This is a genomic window from Streptomyces sp. SID5643 (assembly GCF_009872555.1).
Classification (GTDB): domain Bacteria; phylum Actinomycetota; class Actinomycetes; order Streptomycetales; family Streptomycetaceae; genus Streptomyces; species Streptomyces iakyrus.
This window is the reverse complement of sequence record NZ_WWIC01000249.1, coordinates 59,735-76,131: the sequence shown is the minus strand read 5'-3', so window position 1 is coordinate 76,131 and position 16,397 is coordinate 59,735. Positions and strand designations below refer to the sequence as shown.

The 16,397-nt window shown below is 69.2% G+C and carries 13 protein-coding genes; 5 read left to right on the top strand and 8 right to left on the bottom strand.

The features are described from left to right. Positions 1-23 precede the first annotated feature (23 nt). On the bottom strand, positions 24-284 hold the full coding sequence (locus GTY56_RS27430; RefSeq protein ID WP_161367989.1) for a hypothetical protein: 261 nt from the start codon (positions 282-284) through the stop codon (positions 24-26). After that, on the bottom strand, positions 281-1,216 hold the full coding sequence (locus GTY56_RS27425; protein WP_161367988.1) for an SPFH domain-containing protein: 936 nt from the start codon (positions 1,214-1,216) through the stop codon (positions 281-283). The genes GTY56_RS27430 and GTY56_RS27425 overlap by 4 nt, the downstream gene beginning before the upstream one ends. 261 nt (positions 1,217-1,477) lie before the next feature. On the opposite strand from GTY56_RS27425, the gene GTY56_RS27420 reads away from it, so the two are divergent. After that, the gene (locus GTY56_RS27420; RefSeq protein WP_161367987.1) at positions 1,478-3,766 is read left to right on the top strand and encodes a transglycosylase domain-containing protein; all 2,289 of its coding nucleotides are present in this window, start codon (positions 1,478-1,480) and stop codon (positions 3,764-3,766) included. Between the two features lie 67 nt (positions 3,767-3,833). Here GTY56_RS27420 and GTY56_RS27415 read toward each other — a convergent pair whose 3' ends face one another. Continuing rightward, a complete protein-coding gene (locus GTY56_RS27415; RefSeq protein ID WP_161367986.1) occupies positions 3,834-4,214 on the bottom strand; it encodes a hypothetical protein in 381 nt (126 codons plus the stop codon). Between the two features lie 291 nt (positions 4,215-4,505). Here GTY56_RS27415 and GTY56_RS27410 point away from each other — a divergent pair, with 291 nt between their 5' ends. Then, complete coding sequence (locus tag GTY56_RS27410) at positions 4,506-4,943, top strand: hypothetical protein (protein WP_161367985.1); 438 nt, start codon at positions 4,506-4,508, stop codon at positions 4,941-4,943. An 82-nt stretch (positions 4,944-5,025) separates the two neighbouring features. On the opposite strand, the gene GTY56_RS27405 is transcribed toward GTY56_RS27410, so the two are convergent. Continuing rightward, positions 5,026-5,568 carry a hypothetical protein gene (locus tag GTY56_RS27405; RefSeq protein ID WP_161367984.1) on the bottom strand — a complete coding sequence of 181 codons (543 nt, stop codon included), beginning with the start codon at positions 5,566-5,568 and terminating at the stop codon, positions 5,026-5,028. An 822-nt stretch (positions 5,569-6,390) separates the two neighbouring features. Here GTY56_RS27405 and GTY56_RS27400 point away from each other — a divergent pair. Genes GTY56_RS27400 through GTY56_RS27390 form a run of 3 tightly spaced genes read left to right on the top strand, consistent with a single transcriptional unit; the run spans position 6,391 to position 9,845 of the window. Continuing rightward, the gene (locus GTY56_RS27400; RefSeq protein WP_161367983.1) at positions 6,391-8,613 is read left to right on the top strand and encodes a glycoside hydrolase domain-containing protein; all 2,223 of its coding nucleotides are present in this window, start codon (positions 6,391-6,393) and stop codon (positions 8,611-8,613) included. Positions 8,614-8,625: 12 nt separating this feature from the next. Further along, positions 8,626-9,105 carry a hypothetical protein gene (locus tag GTY56_RS27395; protein WP_161367982.1) on the top strand — a complete coding sequence of 160 codons (480 nt, stop codon included), beginning with the start codon at positions 8,626-8,628 and terminating at the stop codon, positions 9,103-9,105. Further along, positions 9,102-9,845, top strand: a complete 744-nt coding sequence (locus GTY56_RS27390; RefSeq protein ID WP_161367981.1) for a hypothetical protein — start codon at positions 9,102-9,104, stop codon at positions 9,843-9,845. The genes GTY56_RS27395 and GTY56_RS27390 overlap by 4 nt, the downstream gene beginning before the upstream one ends. Positions 9,846-9,933: 88 nt before the next feature. On the opposite strand, the gene GTY56_RS27385 is transcribed toward GTY56_RS27390, so the two are convergent. The 4 genes from GTY56_RS27385 to GTY56_RS27370 form a co-directional block, all read right to left on the bottom strand. After that, positions 9,934-12,078: a SpoIIE family protein phosphatase gene (locus GTY56_RS27385; protein WP_161367980.1), complete on the bottom strand. Its 2,145-nt coding sequence runs from the start codon at positions 12,076-12,078 to the stop codon at positions 9,934-9,936. A gap of 322 nt (positions 12,079-12,400) precedes the next feature. After that, the gene (gene fomD, locus GTY56_RS27380) at positions 12,401-13,093 is read right to left on the bottom strand and encodes a cytidylyl-2-hydroxypropylphosphonate hydrolase (RefSeq protein WP_161367979.1); all 693 of its coding nucleotides are present in this window, start codon (positions 13,091-13,093) and stop codon (positions 12,401-12,403) included. A gap of 83 nt (positions 13,094-13,176) precedes the next feature. Then, positions 13,177-14,580 carry a class II fumarate hydratase gene (locus tag GTY56_RS27375; RefSeq protein ID WP_161367978.1) on the bottom strand — a complete coding sequence of 468 codons (1,404 nt, stop codon included), beginning with the start codon at positions 14,578-14,580 and terminating at the stop codon, positions 13,177-13,179. Positions 14,581-14,657: 77 nt separating this feature from the next. Continuing rightward, a complete protein-coding gene (locus tag GTY56_RS27370; protein WP_161367977.1) occupies positions 14,658-16,328 on the bottom strand; it encodes a fumarate hydratase in 1,671 nt (556 codons plus the stop codon). Positions 16,329-16,397 lie beyond the last annotated feature (69 nt).

The following is a 16,397-nucleotide window of genomic DNA, read 5'->3' as shown; positions in this document are numbered from 1 at the left end:
GCAACAGCCGCCCGCCCGGGCGTTCAGGCGGGCGGGGACCCGGGAGCGGACCCCCCGGGCGGCCGCCCCCGCCGGGGCAGCGGCCCGGTCTCCCGCGGCAGCCGTCCCGCCTCGGCCAGCGCCTTCCGCAACAGGAACTCGATCTGCGCGTTGGCCGACCGCAGCTCGTCCCCGGCCCACCGGGCGAGCGCCTCGTACACCGCAGGGTCCAGCCGCAGCAGCACCTGCTTGCGCTGCTGCTGCGGCCGGCGCTGCGGGCCCTGGCCTTCGGGAGGGACCGTCACTGGTAGAGGGATCCGGTGTTGAGGACCGGCTGCGCGGCCCGGTCACCGCACAGCACCACCATCAGGTTGGAGACCATCGCCGCCTTCCGTTCGGAGTCCAGCTCCACGATGTCGCGCTCGGTGATCCGGGCGATCGCCGCCTCCACCATGCCCACCGCGCCGTCCACGATCTGCCGCCGCGCCGCGACCACCGCTCCGGCCTGCTGTCGCTGGAGCATCGCCGAGGCGATCTCGGGGGCGTACGCGAGGTGGGTGAAGCGGGACTCGATGATCTGCACCCCGGCCGCCTCGACGCGCGCGTGGAGCTCGACCGCGAGCTTCTCGGTGATCTCCTCGGCGTTACCGCGCAGCGAGAGGCCGTCCTCCTCGTGGGCGTCGTAGGGGTACTCGATGGCGATGTGCCGCACGGCCGCCTCGGTCTGGGTGGAGACGAACTCGATGTAGTCGTCGACCTCGAAGGTGGCCTGGGCGGTGTCCTCGACGCGCCACACCACGACCGCGGCGAGTTCGATGGGGTTGCCGTAGGCGTCGTTGACCTTCAGGACGGCGGTCTCGTGGTTGCGCACGCGCGTCGAGATCTTCGTGCGGGAGGTGAAGGGGTTCACCCAGCGCAGACCGTCCTGACGGATCGTGCCGCGGTAGCGGCCGAAGAGCTGGACGACCCGGGCCTCGCCCGGCGCCACCATGTTCAGCCCGCACATGGCGAGGAACGCCGCGAGCGCGACCAGGATGCCGCCGATGATCAGCCCGGCCTTCGCGCCGCCCGCCGCCACCGAGGGGGCGAGCGCGATCAGTCCCGCGCCGGCCAGCAGCCCGAGCAGGCCGAGCAGCAGGGCCAGTCCGCCGCCGATGCTGTGCGCGGCGAACTCCCGCACGCGTGGCGCGGGCATCTCGGGCACGTCGGCCGTGACCTGCGTGTCGTGTGTGGACATGGGTGGTCCCCCGTTCTTCCGTCGAAGCCACTCCTGCATAGCTTCTGTCTAGCTAAGTGATATCACTTTATCGCATCCTGGCAACCCTTCGCGTGTCTCGTACGTCGGTTCCGTTGGGATGGGTGCTGATTGTCACGTCCGCAAAGGGCCGGATCGGCAGCCCTATCTCTTATCTCCCGGTGTTAGCTTTCTGAGCTGACCTGAGCGGCGAACCTGTGTGACGCGTGAGCACACATGAACGAAGCGGAGCGGATCGGACCCATGGGGCGAGCGGAAGAGAGACGCGCCAGACAGCGCGGTGGGCGCCGGGCGGCACCCAAGAGCCGCCGTTCATCGGCCACGGCCGGGAAGAGCGGCATACGCAGGCTCTTCACCTGGAAGAAGATCCTCGGCACCTTCCTCGGCCTGTGCCTGCTGGGCATGGGCGCCTTCATCGTGCTGTACATGGTGATCGACATCCCGAAGGGGAACGCCGACGCCCGGTTGCAGAGCAACGTCTACAAGTACAGTGACGGCTCGCTGCTGGCCCGCGCGGGTGACCGCAACCGCGAGATCGTGGGCCTGGCCGAGGTGCCCAAGCCCGTCCAGAAGACCTTCGTCGCCGCCGAGAACAAGACCTTCTACAAGGACGCCGGTGTCGACCTGAAGGGCACGGCCCGCGGTCTGCTCAACACCGTCGCCGGCAAGGGCGCGCAGGGCGGCTCCACGATCACCCAGCAGTACGTCAAGAACTACTACCTGACGCAGGAACAGACCGTCTCGCGCAAGCTGAAGGAACTGGTCATCTCGCTCAAGCTGGACCGGGAGAAGTCGAAGGACTACATCCTCGCCGGCTACATCAACACCAGTTTCTACGGCCGTGGCGCCTACGGCATCCAAGCCGCCGCGCAGGCCTACTACCGCGTGGACGCCAAGGACCTGACAGTCGAGCAGGGGGCCTACCTCGCCGCGCTCCTCCAGGCGCCGAACCAGTACGACTGGGCCATAGCCTCCGACACCGGTAAGAAGCTGGTGAAGGCCCGCTGGAACTACGTCCTGGACAACATGGTCAAGCAAGGCTGGCTCGGCAAGTCCGAGCGGGAGGCCATGACGTTCCCGACCCCCGAGAAGCCGAAGGCCGACCCGAGTCTGGGGGGCCAGACCGGCTACCTGGTGAAGGCCGCCAACGCCGTCCTGGAGAAGCAGCTGGTCGCCCAGGGCACCGCCGAGGACGCGAAGCAGGCGGAAGCACTGGTGGACCGGGGCGGCTGGACCGTCACGCTCAACATCGACAAGAAGAAGCAGGCGGCGCTGGAGAAGTCCGTCAAGCAGCAGCTGACCAGCAGGCTCGACCCCGGCAAGCGCAAGGTCGACGGGGACGTCCAGGCCGGTGCCGCGTCCGTGAACCCGAAGACGGGCGCCGTGGTCGCGATGTACGGCGGAGTGGACTACTTCAAGCACTACATGAACAACGCCACCCGCACCGACTACCAGCCGGCCTCCACCTTCAAGCCGGTCATCCTGGCCGCGGCCCTGGAGGAGCAGGCGAAGACGCAGGACGGCAAGCCGATCACCGCGAGCACCGTCTACGACGGCACGAGCAAGCGCCCGGTCGTGGAGGACGGCCGCAAGGTCGGCTTCGCCCCCGAGAACGAGGACGACAAGAACTACGGCCCCATCTCCGTCCAGACGGCGATGAACAGGTCCGTCAACTCCGTCTTCGCGCAGATGGGCGTCGACGTCGGCATGTCCGACGTGGTGGACGTCGCCGGCAAGCTCGGGATGGACACCAAGGACATGGAGGCCGTGCCCGCCCAGACGCTGGGCAGCATGGGCGCGAGCCCTCTGCAGATGGCCGGGGTCTACGCGACCCTCGACAACCACGGCAAGAAGGTCACCCCGGCCCTGGTGAAGTCGGCCGAGCACCTGAACCGGACGGTCACCCTGCCCGACCCGATCGGCGACCAGGTCATCAGCCGCGAGGCCGCCGACTCCGTGACCTCGGTGCTGACCGGCGTGGTCGACGACGGCACCGCCCAGAAGTCCGTGGCCAACAACCCCGGCCGCGACGGCCAGCCGGTCGCGGGCAAGACGGGTACCTCCGACAACAACAAGTCGGCCTGGTTCACCGGCTACACGCCGAACCTGGTCACCTCGGTGGGCCTGTTCGGCGAGGACGCCAAGACCCACGCCCAGGTCCCGATGTACAAGGCGGGCGGCGAGCCCCGCGTCAACGGTGGTGGCTTCCCCGCGGCGATCTGGGCGGCGTACACCTTCGGCGTGATGGGCGACGTCAGCAAGTTCGACCTGGAGACCCGGCAGGGCGCGGCCGTCGAGCCGACCTGGACGCCGACGCCCACGCAGGAGCCGACCAAGGAGCCCACGCAGGAGCCGACGACCGAGGAGCCGTCGTCGTCCCCGCCGCCGACGACCGAGAAGCCCTCGTCGTCCCCGCCGCCGAGTCCGTCGACGACACCGCCGGTCATCAGCCCGCCCGCGTCCCCGACGACGACACCGCCGGGCGACGGCCGTGACCCGTTCGATCCCGTCAGGCCGGGCGAGGACGAGTAGCAGACGCCGAAGGGCGCCCGGTGACCACCGGGCGCCCTTCTGGTCCGCGAGCGGAACCGCCTGCTGACTACGAGGTCGAGATGGTCTTCGTGCTGAGGGTGGACCAGATGATCCCGCCGGTGGGCGTCCCCGACCAGTCGCCGATGACGGCGCCGAGCGCAATGGCGCGGTTCTCCTCCAGGTCGAGGTTCACGTGCCGGGTGGTGCCCACTCCATCTCGGTTCCAGTAGTAGTACTGGGTGCCTCTCTCGATGATGCCGATCGCTGAATGCCCGTCCTTTCGCAGGTCCTTGATGTAAAGGTGGTCCCCGTTCGCCACGAACTCTGCTCTGGCGTCGAGACCGACGCTGCTGACGGTCGCGTTCTCGGCGAAGGCAGACGTGGACGTGGCGGCGGCGACGACCGCGGCGGCGGCGCCGACAACGGCTATACGGGCGAGTGACCTCACGTGATGATCCCCCTTGTTTATGTTGGGTGTTGAGACAGTAACAGAAGTGATCATGGAATCGAATATTCCATTTCTCGCCGGTGGGCCGAGGGTTGTTTTTCCCGCCTCTCGAATGTTTAGGTGAAAGGCATGATGAGAGTGCGGGGTGCGGTCTTGGCTGCCTTGGTTGCAGCGTCAACGATGCTGGTCACTGCCTGTGGAGGCAACGGTGGTCCTCACAGGGCCGACAGCACCCGGAAAGCGGAGCCGGTGACCGGGAGTGCGAATCCGGTGCCGGGGAGGGCGGATCTGATGGCTTTCATGAAAGAGACGGCCGATTCCGGAAAGGGTTTCTCCCTCAAGGACGCGACGACCCTCGGTCGGTACATTTACCCGGGTGCGGCCGACGGGTATGTCGTGTGTTTCGAAAAAGAGGTTCCCGACCTGGAGGCAGTGGACCTCTATGCCGTCCCGGACAAGGAGAACTGTCCAGCTCGACTGGGTGGCAAAGCCCCCGCCCCCCGTGTTCCTGACCTGAATGGGAAGCAGGTGGAGCAATCCCTGGTCGAGGTGCTGGTGACCGGATACAACCCGAAACGCGTCAAGGTGGTCGAGGCCGGCGATCCCAACCGGGTGATCGAGCCCAAGCCGGCCGCGAAGTGGCGGGTGTGTGCGCAGAAACCGCGGGCGGGAACGGTTTTCGACGCCTCCGATGAGCTGCGTTTGCAGGCGGCGAAGAAATGTCCGTGACCGGGGGCGCTGATCCAACCCCCCCGAAACCGCCTTCCGGAGGCCGGCCTGGCGCTTGGGAGGCGGTCGTCGTGATCCGCCGTCAGTCGCAGAGCGTGGCCGACCGGACCCGGTCGATGATCGCCTTGCCGTTGGAGTCCCACATGAGCGCCGTGACCTCGGAACACATGACGTGCGGGCCGTTGCTGCTCTCGTACTTCAGGGGACCCGCGTACTGACTGTAGGTGCCCTTGTCGACCTTGCAGGTCGCCCCCGTCAGGTTGGGGCAGAGCTTCAGCTTCATCTTCTTCGCGCTGCTCGTGTTGTTGTCGAACACGACACAGACTCCGTGCTTGTCCACAGTGGACTTGACGTAGGAGAAGAGGGTTCCGTGGCGCCTGGAGTCGGGAAGCCGCTCCGCGAACTCCAGCTCGTAGCCGCTGCCGCAGAGGGGCGCCGACGCGCTGACGGCAGCGGGGGCCGCAGCGGCGATCGCGCGCGTCTGCGCGTTCTGGGCGCCGGCGGCCGACAGCTGGACGCTGGTTCCGGCGCCTTCCTGCCCCGTGACGGCGGCGTCCCGGGCGACTGCCTGCGGGGCGACCAGCGCGGAGGCGACGAGCGTGGTGCCGAGGGCCAGGGTGCGCATGAGTTACGCATGGGGAGCGCTTCCTTTCGGAAAGGGTGGTCGGCGTCGAACGTCAGGCCCTACGGACGGTGCGTGAGGCGGGTCGCGCGGCAACAGGGCGAGCGAGCCGTGGCGAGCGGTGACGCGCTGCTGTGGAAAGGAGGCCCAGCGCACAAAGCGGTCCATACCTGTCGAGCGCGGCGATCACCATAGGCACGGAACGGCGAGGTGTGACAGCGGGGATGTGCGATCTGGCTGAAAGGTGATCCCCCGGGTTCGTCCGTCGGCAGGGCTGTTTGTGTGGTCGCAGCAGGGGTGATCTGCGCATATGGCGTGAACATTGCGTGGTGAGTTCGGCCCGGCAGGAGAAGGGCTGGCTCAAAAGCGCCGGGCGGGCTGTCCGGGCGGCCAGTTTCGGACGCCTATTCCTGCCCGGAATGTCCCTCCCGCCTGCCATTCCGCTTCACGGCTTCTTCGCTCGTGCGGTGCCGTCGAGGCGGCTCAACGACCGTTCCGGAACCGGGTACGGGATGGGTCGCAATCACGCCACAGCGCCGACTGCCCCAGGAGTTAAGCCCTTGCTCCTCCTGCTCACGCTGTGCCTATGGTGATCACTGAATCCGGCGCACTGACCATGCCGCCGGAACGGGGGAGGTTCCTGATGTCGCCGCGCCGTCTGTCATGCGCACATCTTCTTCGTGGTCGTGCCGTCGTGCCGCGCCTCTGAGCTGTCTCGCCTCCCGGTGAGGCCGCCCCTCGTCAACCCCTCCCGGTCCCGTGCCGGACGGGGGTGCCGTCACGCCCGGTCCGCGGACACGACCTTTGTGAAGGAGAGCCACGCCCATGGCCGATGCGATGGTGCTCAAAGCCCAGCAGTTCATCAACAGTACCTATGACAAGGGTGCGAAGCTGGGCATATCGCGGCTCGTCGAGGACGGCGAGACCGGATGGACCGTCATGTTCGCCCTCACCCGGGCGCTCCAGTACGAGCTGGGCATCGCCGGCCTGTCGGACAACTTCGGCCCCGGCACGCTCTCCACGCTCCAGTCGAAGTACCCGCGCATCGGTGCCTCGGGTGTCCCGGCGAACATCATCCGGATCGTCCAGGCCGGCCTGTACTGCAAGGGGTACGACGGCGGCGGCGAGATCGACGGCAAGTACAACGACCGTGTCCGCGACGCGGTGATCCAGCTCAAGAAGGACATGGGCGTCGACTTCGCCTACCCCGGCGGTGATGTGGTCCCGAAGGTGTTCAAGGGCCTTCTGAACATGGACCCGTACATCACCGTCAACAACGGCTCCGCCCAGATCCGCGCCGTGCAGCAGTGGATGAACGGCGCATTCGTCCACCGCCGGGACTTCTACATCATCTCCTGCGACGGCCATCACTCCCGTACCGTCGCCCAGGCGATGCTCTACGCGGTCCAGTACACCATCGGCATGGCCGACGGCGTCGCCAACGGGGTGTTCGGCCCGGGCACCCAGGCGGGTCTGAAGGAACACACCCTGTCGGTCGGATCGTCCGGGACCTGGGTGCAGTTGTTCACCGCCGGCATGCTGCTCAACCAGCGCTCCGTCTCCTTCGGCGGCACCTTCACCGCCGCCCACGCGGAAGCGGTCCGCTCGTTCCAGTCGTTCGTCAAGCTCCCGGTGACGGGGAAGGGCGACTTCTCCACCTGGGCCTCCCTCCTCGTCTCCTACGGTGACCAGAACCGCAAGGGCGCGGCCTGCGACGGCGTCACCAAAATCACGCCGGATCGCGCCAAGGCGCTCAAGGCCGAAGGCATCACCTACGTCGGACGCTATCTGACCAACCCGATCCCCGGTGGCGGCAAGGTCCCCGAGAAGGAGATCCAGCCCGGCGAGCTCCAGACGATCGCCGAGCAGGGACTGCGCTGTTTCCCGATCTACCAGACCTTCGGGCGAGGCGCGGACGACTTCAGCTACCCCCTGGGCCGTGCCGCGGGGCAGGCCGCGATCAACGCGGCACTCGACCACGGCTTCAAGGCGGGCACGAGAATCTTCTTCGCCGTCGACTTCGACGCGTACGACTACGAGGTCACCGACAACGTCCTGCCCCACTTCAAGGGCATCCAGGACGCCATGAGCGACGACGGCAACCGCTACGGCGTCGGCGTCTACGGTCCGCGCAACGTGTGCACGCGCGTGTCGGACGCGGGCCACGCATCGGCCTCGTTCGTCTCCGACATGTCCTCAGGATTCTCGGGGAACTTCGGCTACCCGCTCCCCGAGAACTGGGCCTACGACCAGATCGTCACCAAGACCGTCGGCTCCGGCAGCGGATCGATCAACATCGACGTGAACATCGCGTCCGGCCGTGACACCGGTCAGGGATCCTTCAACAAGCCCAGGGGCATCCTCGCCGACACCAGCCTGGACTCCGGTCTCGTCCAGGCCATGATGACGGACGTCGGCAAGTACATGGAGTCGATCGGCTTCCCCAACGACGGCGGCGTGCGGAAGTGGCAGCACTGGAAGTGCTTCACGACGACCGTGGTCGACTACGACTCCGACATCACCCTGTACGCCTACCGCTACAAGATGCGAAAGGCCCTCATCCAGACCTCCGCCTACTGGGAGATGCGACACGTCGACGCGGTCGACGAGAGCGCGGACCTGGCCGTCATCACGGCCTACGAGACCACCGGAAAATTCAAGGACACCTCCACCGGCATCTGCCAGATCTTCGGCATCACGGCGACACGGGCATGGAACCACGCCGTCAGCAAGGGCTACGTCACCGGCGCCGCCAAGGGCACCAACGACGACGCCCTCTACAGCATGTGGCGCAAGTGCCGGGACGACGACCAGTTCGCCCTGTCGATCGTCCCCCTGATCCACCTCTGGAACGCCGACGGAGCACCGGGCAGCGGGAACGACGAGACCACGCTGCGCCCCATGCGCCTGGACTACACGGAGAACGAGGTCTACGAGGTTCTGCGGCGGTACCAGGGCACGAACGACGAGGCGAAGGCGCACGCGAAGAAGCGTCTGGCGCTGTATCAGGTCATGGAGAAGTACAACGCCATCGCCCGTAACCCGTGACAGGCTGCACGCATGTCGGGAGACGAACCATACGCAGGCCACAACCCCGTCGTCGTGCTCCTGCTGTCGCTGGCCGGACTCCTCGCCACCCCGGGGCTCGCGATCTACGCGGTCGTGACGCTGATCCGGGCCGGCAGGAGACGGACGCGGGCAGGGCTGCTCAGGGGAGTGGCGATCCTCGCCTGGGTGACGACGGTCGGCATGTACACCTGGGGTGTCCTGCACCTGCTGTTGCTGGACGAACACGCGCAGGCCGCGGCCTGCACGAAGGTGCTGGGAGGCCCTGGCAAGAGGTCCGAGGTCGTCGTCGACCGCTATGAGACCTCGTTCGTCCCCCTGCGCTTCGGGTGCCACGTCAAGGGCGGGAAGACCTACGAAGCCGCCGTTCCGGGCTACCTGAACCCCGTGGCGGGGGTGTCGGCGGTGGGCGCTGTCGCTCTCACCGCATGCGCTGCGCGTTCCCGCACCCACCACAAGGAGAGAACTGCGTGACTGTGAACATCTCGCGTCGTACGGCCCTGCGCCGTGCCGTCTTCCTGGCCGCCGGCACCGCCGTCGCCGCGGGGACGCTGGCGTCTCCCGTCCACGCGGCGACGACGCAGCCCGAACCGGACAAGATCCGGGAAGCGATACGGAAGGCGCGGGAACGCAACAAGCGAGTCCTCAGCGGCACCCCGTCGACGAACGGGTGGGAGATGGAGAAAGTCGCGGACGACCACGGGCACGTCTACACCAGACCCGTCCCCGGCACTCCCGTCGACGGCGTCCAGATCCGCATGGGCGACGTCGAGACCGTCCTCGTCCATGTGATCCGCCGCTTCCACTACGAGATCGACGAACTGCGCCGGGGCGACGTCACCGGCTGGCGTCACCCCTCGACCGTCCGCAAGGGCCTGGCCGAGTCGAACCAGGCCTCCGGCACGGCGGTCCGGATCCGGCCGGGTCATTACCCCTCCGGCGTGCAGGGCGGTCTCTTCCCGCAGCAGACGGTGGTGATCCGGGACATCCTCGCCGAGTGCGACGGCGTGGTCCGGTGGGGTGGGGACGACAAGCACCCGGACGAGGCGCTGTTCTACCTCGACGTCCAGCCCGATGACGGCAGGCTGGCGGCGACCGCGGCGAAGATCCGGGGCTGGGAATGGGTTCCCGGCAAGGGGGCCGGATCGGGCGCAGACCCGCTCCAGCCGTCGCGGAAGCGGTCCGCCGAACGCCTCGCCCGACAGCAGTCCTGAACCGGACGGCAGCCCGCGGGAAGTGACGGGCTTTCGACGACGGGCCGGTCCCCGCACCGCGGGGACCGGCCCTTTGCCGTATGCGCGCTCAGCCCCGGTTCAGCTCGAACCAGACCACCTTGCCCGTGCTGAGCCGGGTCGCGCCCCAGCGCCGGGCCATCCGGTTCACCAGGTACAGCCCCCGGCCGCCCTCGTCGGTGGCCCGGGCCTGGCGCAGGCGCGGCAGTTGCGGCACGTCGTCGCCGACCTCGCAGCGCAGCACGTCCGTGCGCAGCAGGCGCAGTGTCACCGGCCGCGAGGCGTACCGCACCGCGTTGGTGACGACCTCGCTCACCAGCAGCTCCACGGAGTCGCTGAGCTCCTCCAGACCCCAGCGCGACAGCGCGCGCCGGGCCAGCCGGCGGGCGCGGCCCGGGGCGGCGTCCTCCGGCTCCAGGAACCAGTACGCCACGTCGCTGGGCGCGATCCCGTCGAAACGGGCGGCGAGCAGTGCGATGTCGTCGTCCCGGTCGCCCGGGCCGAGCATGTCGAGCACCTCGTCGCACAGGGCTTCCAGGGGCGGCGGGTGGTCCGGCCCGGTGAGCTGCGCGACCGCGGCGAGCTTCTCCCGCAGCTGCTCGATGCCCGTCCACACGTCGCGCAGGCGCGACTCGACCAGGCCGTCGGTGTAGAGCAGCAGGGTGGCCCCGGCGGGCGCGTCCAGCTCCACGGCCTCGAAGTCCACGCCGCCGACGCCGATCGGGGCACCGGCCGGCACGCGCAGCACCTCGGCACGGCCGCCCAGGTGGAGCAGGACGGGCGGCGGGTGACCGGCGTTGGCGATGGTGATGCGGTGCGATACCGGGTCGTACACGGCGTAGAGGCAGGTCGCCATGCGGTCCACGCCGAGGCGCTGGGCCTGTTCGTCGAGGTGGTGCAGGACCTCCTGCGGCGGCAGGTCCAGGCCGGCGAGGGTCTGGGCCGTGGTGCGCAGCTGGCCCATGATGGCGGCCGAGGTCATGGAGTGGCCCATGACGTCGCCGACGACCAGGGCGACCCGGCTGCCGGGCAGCGGGATCGCGTCGTACCAGTCGCCGCCGACCCGGGCCGTCTCCGCGGCCGGCAGGTAGCGGGAGGCCAGCCGCACACCCGTCGGGCGGGGCAGCGTCTCGGGCAGCATGGTGCGCTGCAACTCGTCCGCGATGTAGGCCTCGCGGCCGTACAGCACCGCCTTGTCGATGCCGAGGGCGCTGTGCGTGGCGAGCTGGGCGGCCACCAGGAGGTCGTCCGGCTCGAACGCCATGCGCTCGGGCCGGCGCAGGAACAGCGCCGCACCGATGACCCGGCGCCGGCCGCGCAGCGGGGCGAGGATCGCCCGCTGTCCGTCCGGGACACCGAACTCGCCGCCCTCGCCGAGCAGTTCCGGCAGGGCGGCCCGGGCGGCCGGAGCGTCCGTGAACACCGGGCGCACCCCCCGCAGGACCTCGGCGAGCGCGCTGCCGGGCCGCACCTCGCACAGCTCGGCGCCGACCGTGTCCAGCTCGTTCGGCTCGGGCTGCGCGGCCGGCAGGAAGCCGTTCTCCGTGTCGCGCTCCGCCGGTATCCGGTCGGTGCGGCGCAGCCGCAGCACCAGCGGGCCGGTGGGCCGCTCGTCGCCGACGGGCAGCGGGTCGCGCAGATAGACCAGGATCGCGTCGGAGAAGGTGGGCACGGTCGCCCGGCACAGCCCCATCACGATCTCGTCCAGGTCGATGCCGCGGGCGATCCGCCGGGTGGCGGCCCCCACGAACCTGAGCCGGTCGCCGTCCCGCCGCATGGGCGTGGGCCGGCCCGGCGGCAGGCTCTGGCCGCTGCGCCGCTCCTGCCCGTCGGTGTTCACCACCGGCCGGTCCTGTTCGTCGGCCGGCTGGACCGGGATGCCCTCGGGGGCGGGGCGCGGCCGAGGAGTCTCGCGCTCGGCGGTCTGCTCGGCACCCGGCTGGGAGTGCTCGGAGGCGGGGTCGCTCACAGTGTCCTTGCCCTTGCCGAACGGCGTGGAGGTGCCCGGCTCCGACGTGCCCGGCGTGCTGTGTGCCGTCGTGACCGGAACGCTGACGTCGCCGCCGGGGCGGCCCTGTACCGGTAAGGTGCCCGCGCCGGGCGCGCGCGCCGGTGTCGGGGTATGCGCGAACGCCCCGCGGGGATCCGCGGGGTCGACGCCCGTCTGGGGGCGTTCGAACGAGGTCGGCTGCTCCGTCACGCGTGTCGAATCCATCCGTCCGGGGCTGCGCGCCGCGCGCGCAGTTGGTCCCGCCGAAACTCCGATACCCGGAATACGTGCCCCAGGAACGGAATTCCCGCGTGGTCAGAGGTTGTTCCTGTGCCACCGGCGGACCGTCTGTGGCCCGCAGGGGCCGTCCGGCGGCCCCTGGGGCCCGTGGCGCAGGCCCTTCCGGTGTTGCCCTCGTACCCCTCGCTCACGTCCTGCCGCCCCTCGGTGACGATCGGTCAAGCCCAGCGCGTGCTCCGGTAGTTGTCGCCGCGCGCCCTTGCGGAGGACGATCCTACGTTTCTTGCCCGGGGGCGCATCAAGGGTCTCATGAGGACAGATGCGCGGGCGTACGATCCCAGTCCTCCGGCAGTGACGGTACAGCCCAGGAGGCGTCAGGGCGCCAGTGCTGCCAGCCTTCCGAGAACGGCGGGCCCCAGGCGCGGATCACCTCCACCGCGCTCTGCCCCGCCGCCTGTACCTTTTCCGCCTGTTGGTCGTCCATCAGCCCGTCCCGCCGGGCCTGGGCGAACTCGTCCTCGTCCCGCCAGTGCCAACTCCGGTCGGGATGGACGGAGATGTCCAGGAAATGGTCGACGGAGTCGACGCCGCCCGCCCAACGGGTGAGCGGCTCCTCCAGGTTCACGTACCAGTTCTTGAACCGCCAGCCGGGTTCCCAGAACAGCCACACCGACCAGGGTTCGCCGGGCCGGGCGAGCTTCAGCACGCCCGTGCCGAACCACCGGTCGCGCTGCACGGCCCGCGGCTTGGTGTAGCGCGACTCCAGTGGTTCCAGGTGCACGGGCGTGCCGTCGGCGAGCACGGGCTTCACACACTCGGTGCCGGGCGCCAGCCACACGGCGAGCAGGTCGGCGTCGTCCCGGACGACGGTGACGGGACGCGCGATGTGCACGTGCGTGCCGCCGTTCTCCCGGTACCGCCACAGGATCCGGCTCCCGGGCGCCCAGAAGCCTGCCGCACCACCCGTTTCCACGCGTCTCATCGCTCCACCGTCTGCCATGACCAGATATTAGGTGCCGTAGGCATACGACGCTGCGGCGCGTGTCACGGTTCACGCGCCGGGCACACGGACGCGACCCCTCGTCACGGGTGTGTCATCCGCAGGACATCCAGGGCCTCGTCGAGCTGCTCGGCGGTCAGGTCCCCGCGCTCCACGTAACCGCCGTCCAGCACGACCTGACGGATCGTCTTCCGTTCGGCCAGGGCCTTCTTGGCGACCTTGGCGGCCTCCTCGTAGCCGATGTACTTGTTGAGCGGCGTGACGACGGAGGGGGAGGACTCGGCGTACTCCCGCGCCCGCTCGCGGTTCGCGGTGATGCCGTCCACGGTGCGGTCGGCCAGCAGCCGGGTGACGTTGGCGAGCAGCCGGACCGACTCCAGCACGTTCTTCCCGATGACCGGCAGCATCACGTTCAGCTCGAAGTTCCCGGCGGCGCCGGCGGTCGCGACGGTGGCGTCGTTGCCGACGACCTGCGCGGCGACCATCAGCACGGCCTCGGGAATGACCGGATTCACCTTGCCGGGCATGATCGAGGACCCGGGCTGGAGGTCGGGCAGGGCGATCTCGGCGAGGCCGGTGCGCGGCCCGGAGGACATCCAGCGCAGGTCGTTGGCGATCTTCGTCAGCCCGACCGCGATGGTCCGCAGCTGTCCGCTGGTCTCGACGATGCCGTCCCGGGCGCCCTGCGCCTCGAAGTGGTTGCGGGCCTCGGTGAGGGGCAGCCCGGTGGTGCGGGCGACCTCCTCGATGACGGCGGCGGAGAAGCCGGGCGGGGTGTTGATGCCGGTGCCGACGGCGGTGCCGCCGAGGGGCAGTTCGGCGAGCCGGGGGAGGGAGGCCCGGAGCCGTTCGATGCCGTACCGCACCTGGGCCGCGTACCCGCCGAACTCCTGGCCCAGCGTCACGGGCGTGGCGTCCATCAGGTGCGTACGCCCCGACTTCACGACGTCGGCGAACTCCTCCGCCTTGCGCTCCAGGGAGGCGGCGAGGTGCTCCATGGCGGGGACCAGATCGCGCGTCACGGCGGCGGTGGCGGCGATGTGGATCGAGGAGGGGAAGACGTCGTTGGACGACTGGGAGGCGTTGACGTGGTCGTTCGGATGGACGGCGCTGCCCAGCCGCTCACTCGCGAGCGTGGCGATGACCTCGTTGGTGTTCATGTTGGACGAGGTCCCGGACCCGGTCTGGAACACGTCGACCGGGAAGTGGGCGTCCCACTTCCCCTCGGCGACCTCCCCGGCCGCCTCCTGGATCGCCCCGGCGATGTCCTTGTCCAGGACCCCCAGCTCGGCGTTGACCTTGGCCGCGGCCCCCTTGATCCGGGCCAGCGCCTCGATGTGCGCGCGTTCGATGCGCTGCCCGGAGACCGGGAAGTTCTCCACGGCCCGCTGGGTCTGCGCCCGCCACTTGGCGTGGGCGGGCACCCGCACCTCTCCCATGGAGTCGTGCTCGGTGCGGTACTCGGTCCTGTCCTGCTCGTCGGTCATCGACGATCACCTCCACGTGTCACAGCGTCAGCGCCGCGACCACTGTTCCCCGTGGAGGCGATCCGTCACCGTCCTCGTCAGGCGAGTCCGGGACCGCGTACCGGAATGGACGTGAACGTCGGCGCCGGGGCCGGGTCCTGGAAGAAGTCGTTGCCCTTGTCGTCGACGACGATGAACGCCGGGAAGTCCTCGACCTCGATCTTCCAGACGGCCTCCATGCCGAGCTCCTCGTACTCGACGACCTCGACCTTCTTGATGCAGTCCTGGGCGAGGCGCGCGGCCGGGCCGCCGATGGAGCCGAGGTAGAAGCCGCCGTGGGTGTCGCACGCGTCGGTGACCTGCTTGCTGCGGTTGCCCTTGGCCAGCATCACCTTGGAGCCGCCCGCGGCCTGGAACTGCTCCACGTAGGAGTCCATCCGGCCGGCCGTGGTCGGGCCGAAGGAGCCGGACGCGTAGCCCTCGGGCGTCTTGGCCGGACCGGCGTAGTAGACCGGGTGGTCCTTGAGGTACTGCGGCATCTCCTCGCCCGCGTCCAGCCGCTCCTTGATCTTGGCGTGCGCGATGTCGCGGGCCACGACCAGCGGGCCCGTCAGGGACAGACGGGTCTTCACCGGGTGCTTGGTGAGCTCGGCGAGGATCTGCTCCATCGGCTGGTTGAGGTCGATCTTCACGACGTCCGAGGACTCGTCGAGGTGCTCGTCCGTGGTCTCCGGCAGGAACCGCGCCGGGTCCGTCTCCAGCTGCTCCAGGAAGACGCCCTCGGCGGTGATCTTCGCGACGGCCTGGCGGTCGGCGGAGCAGGAGACCGCGATGGCGACGGGGCAGGAGGCGCCGTGCCGCGGCAGGCGCACCACGCGCACGTCGTGGCAGAAGTACTTGCCGCCGAACTGCGCGCCGATGCCGATCTTCTGCGTCAGCTCGAAGACCTTCTGCTCCAGCTCCTTGTCACGGAAGCCGTGCCCGAGCTCGGAGCCCTCGGCCGGGATCTCGTCCAGGTAGTGCGCGGAGGCGTACTTCGCGGTCTTCAGCGCGTACTCGGCGGACGTGCCGCCGACCACGATCGCCAGGTGGTACGGCGGGCAGGCCGCCGTGCCCAGTGAACGGATCTTCTCCTCCAGGAACTTCATCATGGAGGACTCGTTCAGGACGGCCTTCGTCTCCTGGTAGAGGAACGACTTGTTGGCCGAGCCGCCGCCCTTCGCCATGAAGAGGAACTTGTAGGCGCCGCCGTCCGCCGCGTACAGCTCGATCTGCGCGGGGAGGTTGGAGCCGGTGTTCTTCTCCTCCCACATGGTGAGCGGGGCCATCTGCGAGTACCGCAGGTTCAGGTTCTGGTACGCGTCGTAGATGCCGCGGCTCAGGGCCTCCTCGTCGCGGCCCCGCGTCAGCACGTTCTGTCCGCGCTTGCCCATCACGATCGCCGTGCCCGTGTCCTGGCACATCGGCAGTACACCCGCCGCCGCGATGTTCGCGTTCTTCAGCAGGTCCAGCGCCACGAACTTGTCGTTGCCCGACGCCTCGGGGTCGTCGATGATCCGGCGCAGCTGCGCGAGGTGGGCCGGGCGCAGGTAGTGCTGGATGTCGTGGATGGCCTCCTCGGCGAGCTTGCGCAGCGCCTCCGGCTCCACCTGGAGGAAGGTCCGCCCGTCCGGCCCCTCGACGGTGGAGACGCCCTCGGAGGTCACCAGCCGGTACGGGGTGGTGTCCTCTCCCTGGGGGAGCAGATCGGTGTACGCGAACTCAGGCATCTCGCCCATTCCTCACTCGACAGACGGCGGCCCGCCTCCCTTGGCGAGCGCCAACCAGCGTAGAACCTG